Below are 6,585 nucleotides of genomic sequence, written 5' to 3' on the forward strand. Positions count from 1 at the left end.
GCCGGATTTTCTGTATACTTTGGCTATTCTTAAGACTGCCGGAAAGTGTCATGCGCTTTGTTCTTCCTAGTGTTCTTGTTTTCATCCTGTGTATGCCACTCGCTCATGCTAGCTGCGTGCTGCCTCTGCCACCGCTCAACTTCCCCGATGGTGCGACGGCAGATAGTGAGGCAATGGAATTTAGTAAGCGCAGAGTTGAGCGTTATCTCGATAATAGTGCGCGGTTTATAAAGTGCTTAGATACTATGGATAAAACGGCCATCGGCACTGGTCGCGATAATGAGGAGCGCCGCCGTCGTCGTATTAATAGTTATAACGTGGGCATGGAAAATATTGCCAAGGTAGTGCGTGGCTATGAAGAGAGCGTTGAGCAGTTTAATAATCGATAAGACGAAGGCTTGAAGCCTCAAGCCGTTCTTTCAACATTGGCGTCGCCCGCGCTTCGCCAAGAATAAGCACCTCTTGATTGCCTTCTTCACTGTCGCTGTTCAGCGGCAAATTAAACTCTTTGATAATGTGCATCACGCGACGAGCGATGGCTTCTCCCGAGTCTATCCAGCTTATCGCTGGCATCAGCTCGGCCAGTGGTTTCTGTATTAAAGGGAAATGGGTGCAGGCTAATACCACGGTGTCCATTTCTGCCGAGCGCGGGTGTGCGTAGAGCGCGGCTTTGATTTCTAATAAAACTTCGTCGATGGCGGTGTTATTCCAGAATAGCGATTCAATCGCCGGTGCCAGAATACGACTGCCCACAGAAACGACGCAGCACTGTGAAGCAAAATCTTCTATCAGCTGCGCGGTATAGGCGCGACCGACAGTGCCAGGAGTAGCGAGTAGGCCAATGACGCCGCTGCGGCTGTGTAATGCCGCTGGCTTTATGGCGGGCACTACGCCGACGACAGGGATATTTAGCACACTACGAAGCGCCGGTAGCACGGCGGTGCTGGCAGAGTTACATGCCATCACAACAATGTCGGCGGGGTGCCTTTGCAGCAGGGCGGTAACCGTTTGGCCAATATGCGTTACCAGCGCGTCTTCCTGCCATTCGCCATAGGGAAATCTGCCGTGATCCATGGCGTACAGCAGATTTGCTTGGGGAATAAATTCATGAATCGCGGCGCCGATGCTCAAGGAGCCAACGCCGGAGTCAAAAATGAGCACGCGTGGCGCGTGCACTTTGGGGTTCACAGCAGAGCGAGAATTTTATCTGCCGCGCTAACATCAACTGCACCAGCGGGTTCAACTGCTAGGTGGCTGATGGTGCCGTTGTCGACAACCATGGCGTAGCGCTGTGATCGCTTGCCAAGACCAAAGCCTGAGCCGTCTAATACTAAGCCTAGTGCTTCGGTCAGTTCGCAGTTGCCATCGGCCAACATCATTAATTCGTCAGCATTTTGACTTTTGCCCCAGGCGTCCATGACAAAGGCGTCGTTGACGGAAAGGCAGGCAATCGTATCCACACCTTTAGCTTTCATTTTGTCGGCATTAACCACATAGCCGGGTAGGTGAGTTAGGGTGCAACCCGGAGTGAAAGCGCCAGGTACGGCAAAGAGCACCACTTTCTTGCCAGAAAAAATCTCTTCGCTGCTAATGTCTTGTGGGCCTTTTTCACCCATAACCTTGAGTGTAACTGCGGGAATTTTGTCGCCGGTCTGAATACTCATAATGGAACCCTTTAATAGTTAATGTAGATGGACGTTATTGAGGTAAAAAGCGCTGATTAGTAATAATAATCACATTAGCGCGAGCACGATGTAGTCTACCAGAGCCGCACTGTTCTGGTAACACGGTAAAAACATCGTATTGTTTACACCCGCTGAGTGTTAGACGCCTTCGCATACAATGGTTCGATAAACGCGGCTAAAGTTTCTGATATGAAAGGATCTTATGATTAATCAGTCGAAATAAGACGGTATGAATGGCACGTATTTGCTTGCGGTGGGGCTCTTAACCCGAGTAACGGATTCCACAGATGCAGATTTTAGTGAATATAAGTTCAACTGCGCGCAGCGCTATTTCCCCTTGGTGGGCTTATTGCTGGCAGCGGGCTCGGCGCTAGTATTTGTCGCCGCTGCGGCCTTGGTTGGCAAGCAACCTACTGCGGTGCCACTCGCTATGGTAGCCGCCATGCTGCTGACTGGTGCGTGTCAGGAAGATGGCTTTCTGACAGTTGCGTCAGTTTAGGCGGTGGCTGGAACGCAGAAGACGTGCTGTCGATATTGGTTCACCCATAAACTAGCCAAGCATTTGAATCTTATATTGGCAAAAAAATGGTTAATATACGCCATGAGCTTACATTTCCGGCGATTATTTTACACATAACTTGGCCAGCTGCTTACCCATTCGACGGCCGGAAAGTCACATAAGCGGTTAGTCGCTGTTTCCACGTCGCAAAGGCATGTGAACAAGAGAGTACGTCCCATTAACATATTGGTGAAGCACTTCACTTATTGAAATTTATAAAATAGGCGATATGATCAAGGGAAGGGAATGTTTGACAGAAATAAAGGGAATGAGTCTTCGTTTGGCCGTTGCTCGCTAATAGCGGAGCTGCCATCTCATTGAATTCTCGTAAATTTCTAATCAATACTGAAGCCCGTTCCTTGATAAGGGGGCCAAAGTGATACACGGCCTGAGTCGTTATCATAAACTGTTAGGCAGTTCAGGAGAGTCATGCAAGTCCCGTATCAAGTCGTAGCATATTTTTCAGTTGAACTTGATTCATACAAGTTATTTATAGAAATGTCAGAACGCAATTGGATTGAAGAATCAGAACGGTATACATCTTCAATACTTGAAGATGACGAACCAACACTTTATAGATTTAATTATCGTAATGATTTAGCTTCAAAGTTAAATGATGAATTTCCACAGTATCAACGAAAGTCATATTTAATTATGTTGGTGTCGATATTTGAGGATTTTATGAATCAATTATGTCGAAGTGTCGAAGCAGATTTAGATATTAAGGCTTCTTTTACAGATTTTACTGGTTCAGGTATTGAAAGAGCAAAGCAATACTTATCAAAATTAAGTTCGCTTTCTCTTCCCGTGAGTGGAAAAAAAATGGAAACAGATTAAGGGTGCTCAAGCCATCCGTAATGTTATTGCTCATGCTGCCGGCCATATCGATAAGAAGGCTCACGCTAAACAATTAAAAATAATTGATTGTAATGATAATTTAGAGGCAGCATATTATGCCCGCACACATTTAAATATCGACAGTGAGTATGTGTTCAACCTTGTTACCGCTATGAGAGGGTTTACAGACAAATTACTGGCAGAGTGCGAAAAACTGCCTAACAAGAAAATCAACAAGGACTAAAAACAGTGGGCTGTTCGCTTCGCTCCATTTTAGCCCACTATTTTTAGCCTGTTATTTAGGCGTTATGTGTCAATTCAGGAGTAACTATGAAAGCAATTTGGAATGGTCAGGTAATAGCCGAAAGCGATGAAACCATCATCGTAGAGTCGAATCATTACTTCCCCAGGGAATCGATAGTCAAAGCATTCTATTCGCAAAGTAACAAAACAACGCATTGTCCCTGGAAGGGTGACGCGAGTTATTTCAATATAGAGGTAGATGGCTCTTCCAACCAGAATGGCGCATGGTCATATCTGGAGCCAAAGGAAGCGGCAAAGGAAATCGCAAACATGTTGGCATTTTGGAACGGGATCAAAGTAACAGAATGAGCTTCGTAACCACACATAACAAGAAGCGGTAGAAAGCACGCTTAGTGTGTGGGGCGAACTACTACGTAGTCCGCCCCTGCGCAAAGCGTTATGTGTACAAGGATCGTTATGTTTAAGCCTCGAAATATAGAAGGTCAAATTTATTGGTTAGATGAAACAGGTATTAAAATTTATACTATTTCTGCCAGCAATAACGTCGTTGACCAATCTAAATATTTAATTCGACTTAAAAAAATGAAAGCATCACGTAATATTGATTGGATTAATACTCCAGCTTTCGTCATTTTTCATGATGGTGTTGGTTGCGACTATCTAGTTTTAGTTTGGTGGGCAAATGACAATGAACTATTCACATCAGTCTCAGTTAAAACCGGATGGAAATGGGTAGAAGACCCTAACAAATATTCATTTTGCTTATACGACCTAGAAATATTGTGGGCCGAACGCAATATTTATATAAAAACAATTGACTGTGAATCACCATCACTAAAAAATTATCAGGTTTCGCGTTAAGTAGACGTAAAAAGGATTTAAAGCGGAACTCAGAATAGTTAGCTGCGTTTTATTCCTCGCAATTTTAGCCAACTATTCTGCGCCATTATACTCGGCGTTATAAGGCGCTATAGGTTTTTTTGATAGTGTAGATTCGTTGTCCTACTTGGTGGCAATCCAGCATAAAAATGTGGCCGGTGGCGCGACTTGGCTATGTCGCACTCTGCCGCGCGCGCCGCGCTGTAATAAAGCTTTTAATATACACAACTAGGGCGAACAGACTGGCGGCCATCATAACTCCCACTCGAAACACGGCATCCATATCGTCGCGGCCGATGGAGCCTATCAGCGGCATGATCAGCGCTATCGAAATCAGAATTGTGACCCCTGCAACAGCGTGAGCAACAACCTTATTTTCCTTTTTAAGAGGTAGAACCAACAAGGCGAGAACAACACCAAAAAACACCGGTATCAATATCGTCATAGACCGTGACTCTGCGGCCACATTCAGATATGCCCAAAGGCCGAATACCACCAAAACGGCGGCGTTAAGAATAGTTGCTTGATATGGCTTCATTTGTTTCCCTCAGTTTCTCAGTGAATAATACGGTGTCGGAATCGATTAATAGTATGCTCGCGAGGCGCTATCGATGTTGCGCACACAACCCGTAGATCGAACCAATGTTGGCTTTAACTGTTTACTGTAAAACCTATAAGGTGCGAACACATGTTGCAGGCTACAAAGCATCATAACCCAATAGCACAATCAAGCGATTATTTTTGAGCACTGAAACAGTGAAAATTGTACTGTCAAAGGCTACAGCGCGTTAACCCCGGGCATGAACATATTTGGGCGATGGCAGCTGTGATAAGCCAGCATGCCAGAACTGGGGTTTAATCTTGTATCAATTGGCAACAAACCGACACGTGAATCAAATATTGTAAACTTCGAAGCCATCAATAGAGTTTTATCGAGCATTGGGTCATAACAATCAAATCAACGCCAGCCTCGGTAAACTGTCGGCTTTGTTACGGAGTAAAAAACAGCTAATTCACAGCGGTGAGTTATGAAGTTGTTATGCACCCCGCTAGCTGAAGCCAAATTATGGAACGTATAACAGTAGTATAAGTGAGCTCTGTAGCTAGATCATTTAAAGATTCATATCTACAAGACATCTTAAGATATAGTCGTGAATCCATTGGAGGGAAAGGTATTACAGGACTGCTGCTATTTAAAGGTGGAAATTCCATGCAAATTATTGAAGGTGGTTTCTAGCTAGTTGATGATTTACATCTAAAAATAATTGACGATCTAAGGCACGCTGGAATAATTACTTTACTGAGGCAGCCGATCGAGTCTACAAATTTCAGTGATTGGAAAATGGGCTTTAAAGATATTGGAAAGCTTACCGAAGAGAAAAATCTGGGTGGAGTGATTATCTAGATCATCCCTAGAATGATCCTAAGTACGTTTCAAATTCGAATATGGCGTATATTCTTTTAGAAAGTTTTAAGAAGATGGTGCGTTAATTATTATCAAACTTAGTATATGAATTCTGCAAGCCTAAAAAGTGCTCGCCAGGACAAAATACAGGGTGCTCGGCTCGTACCTCGCTAATTTTAGCAAACAGGATTTTGCCCATTAGCAAAGTGTTATACGTAAATAAGAAAAGGAGAGTTTGTATCTATTCCGTTAAGTTCCATTACTTTTCTTGGGTTACTTTCCGTCGTAATGGGCATTGCTGTCACAATTGCACGGGGTAAATTCGAGATTCTCACTGGATGCCCTATAGATCCAGAAAACACCTTAAACAAAATCGTCCGTGCTCACGGTAATACTCGCGAATACGCAGGAATTCTCGCGGTGACCGCAACCCCAAAGCAACAGTGTAGGGGTTTGGTGATGCCCAATAGTGACTACTTGAGTGGTGTATGGAGTGAAAAGGGGTGGTAATACCGCCCCTTTTTTGATTTTACAGCCGGCCGTTCTTGTTTTGCTTAGCTTGAGCAAACAGGCCTGCCATGGTTGAGTTGGCGTCTTTTTTCGGTGGCGCTTGCTTGGGCGCAGCTGGCGCTCTTCGGCTTCCCCGGCGATCACCACTGTTGTTGCTAGCCTCTTGATCGCTGGCTTTGTCATCAAGGCGCATAGATAGCGCAATGCGCTTGCGCTGGGCATCCACCTCCATCACCTTCACTTTGACAATGTCGCCGGCTTTAACAACGCTGTGCGGATCTTTAACAAATTGATTTGCCAGCGCAGAGATGTGCACCAGGCCGTCTTGATGTACGCCAATATCTACAAACGCACCAAAGTTGGTGACGTTGGTAACCACGCCCTCCAAGATCATGTCGGCTTCGAGATCTGACATCTTTTCAATGCCGTCTTTAAAGGTCGCGGTT

At 44.9% G+C, this 6,585-nt stretch carries 11 protein-coding genes; 7 read left to right on the forward strand and 4 right to left on the reverse strand.

Going from position 1 to position 6,585, the window contains the following annotated elements:
- The first annotated feature begins 50 nt into the window (after positions 1–50).
- Entirely contained in the window at positions 51–389 is a 339-nt protein-coding gene (locus ACI955_RS06075; RefSeq protein ID WP_415242836.1) for a hypothetical protein, read from the forward strand.
- On the opposite strand, the gene murI is transcribed toward ACI955_RS06075, so the two are convergent.
- A complete protein-coding gene (gene murI / locus ACI955_RS06080; RefSeq protein WP_415242837.1) occupies positions 376–1,176 on the reverse strand; it encodes a glutamate racemase in 801 nt (266 codons plus the stop codon). The genes ACI955_RS06075 and murI overlap by 14 nt on opposite strands.
- Before the next feature lie 8 nt (positions 1,177–1,184).
- Positions 1,185–1,664 carry a peroxiredoxin gene (locus tag ACI955_RS06085; protein ID WP_415242838.1) on the reverse strand — a complete coding sequence of 160 codons (480 nt, stop codon included), beginning with the start codon at positions 1,662–1,664 and terminating at the stop codon, positions 1,185–1,187.
- Between the two features lie 250 nt (positions 1,665–1,914).
- On the opposite strand from ACI955_RS06085, the gene ACI955_RS06090 reads away from it, so the two are divergent.
- From ACI955_RS06090 to ACI955_RS06110, 5 genes are all read left to right on the forward strand, one after another.
- On the forward strand, positions 1,915–2,184 hold the full coding sequence (locus ACI955_RS06090; RefSeq protein ID WP_415242839.1) for an adenosylcobinamide-GDP ribazoletransferase: 270 nt from the start codon (positions 1,915–1,917) through the stop codon (positions 2,182–2,184).
- Between the two features lie 489 nt (positions 2,185–2,673).
- On the forward strand, positions 2,674–3,081 hold the full coding sequence (locus tag ACI955_RS06095; protein ID WP_415242840.1) for a hypothetical protein: 408 nt from the start codon (positions 2,674–2,676) through the stop codon (positions 3,079–3,081).
- Positions 3,056–3,325, forward strand: coding sequence for a hypothetical protein (locus tag ACI955_RS06100; RefSeq protein ID WP_415242841.1), 270 nt, complete (start codon positions 3,056–3,058; stop codon positions 3,323–3,325). Before ACI955_RS06095 ends, ACI955_RS06100 begins: the two co-directional genes overlap by 26 nt.
- 86 nt (positions 3,326–3,411) lie before the next feature.
- On the forward strand, positions 3,412–3,693 hold the full coding sequence (locus tag ACI955_RS06105; protein ID WP_415242842.1) for a DUF427 domain-containing protein: 282 nt from the start codon (positions 3,412–3,414) through the stop codon (positions 3,691–3,693).
- Between the two features lie 108 nt (positions 3,694–3,801).
- Positions 3,802–4,206 carry a hypothetical protein gene (locus ACI955_RS06110; protein WP_415242843.1) on the forward strand — a complete coding sequence of 135 codons (405 nt, stop codon included), beginning with the start codon at positions 3,802–3,804 and terminating at the stop codon, positions 4,204–4,206.
- Positions 4,207–4,396: 190 nt separating this feature from the next.
- Here ACI955_RS06110 and ACI955_RS06115 read toward each other — a convergent pair whose 3' ends face one another.
- A complete protein-coding gene (locus tag ACI955_RS06115; RefSeq protein WP_415242844.1) occupies positions 4,397–4,762 on the reverse strand; it encodes a hypothetical protein in 366 nt (121 codons plus the stop codon).
- Between the two features lie 552 nt (positions 4,763–5,314).
- Here ACI955_RS06115 and ACI955_RS06120 point away from each other — a divergent pair.
- Entirely contained in the window at positions 5,315–5,461 is a 147-nt protein-coding gene (locus ACI955_RS06120) for a BLUF domain-containing protein (protein ID WP_415242845.1), read from the forward strand.
- A gap of 697 nt (positions 5,462–6,158) precedes the next feature.
- Here ACI955_RS06120 and ACI955_RS06125 read toward each other — a convergent pair.
- Positions 6,159–6,585 (reverse strand): S1 RNA-binding domain-containing protein (locus ACI955_RS06125; protein WP_415242846.1); only part of this gene is annotated, 427 nt, incomplete at its 5' end.

Source organism: Zhongshania sp., from assembly GCF_047636175.1.
Lineage (GTDB): Bacteria > Pseudomonadota > Gammaproteobacteria > Pseudomonadales > Spongiibacteraceae > Spongiibacter.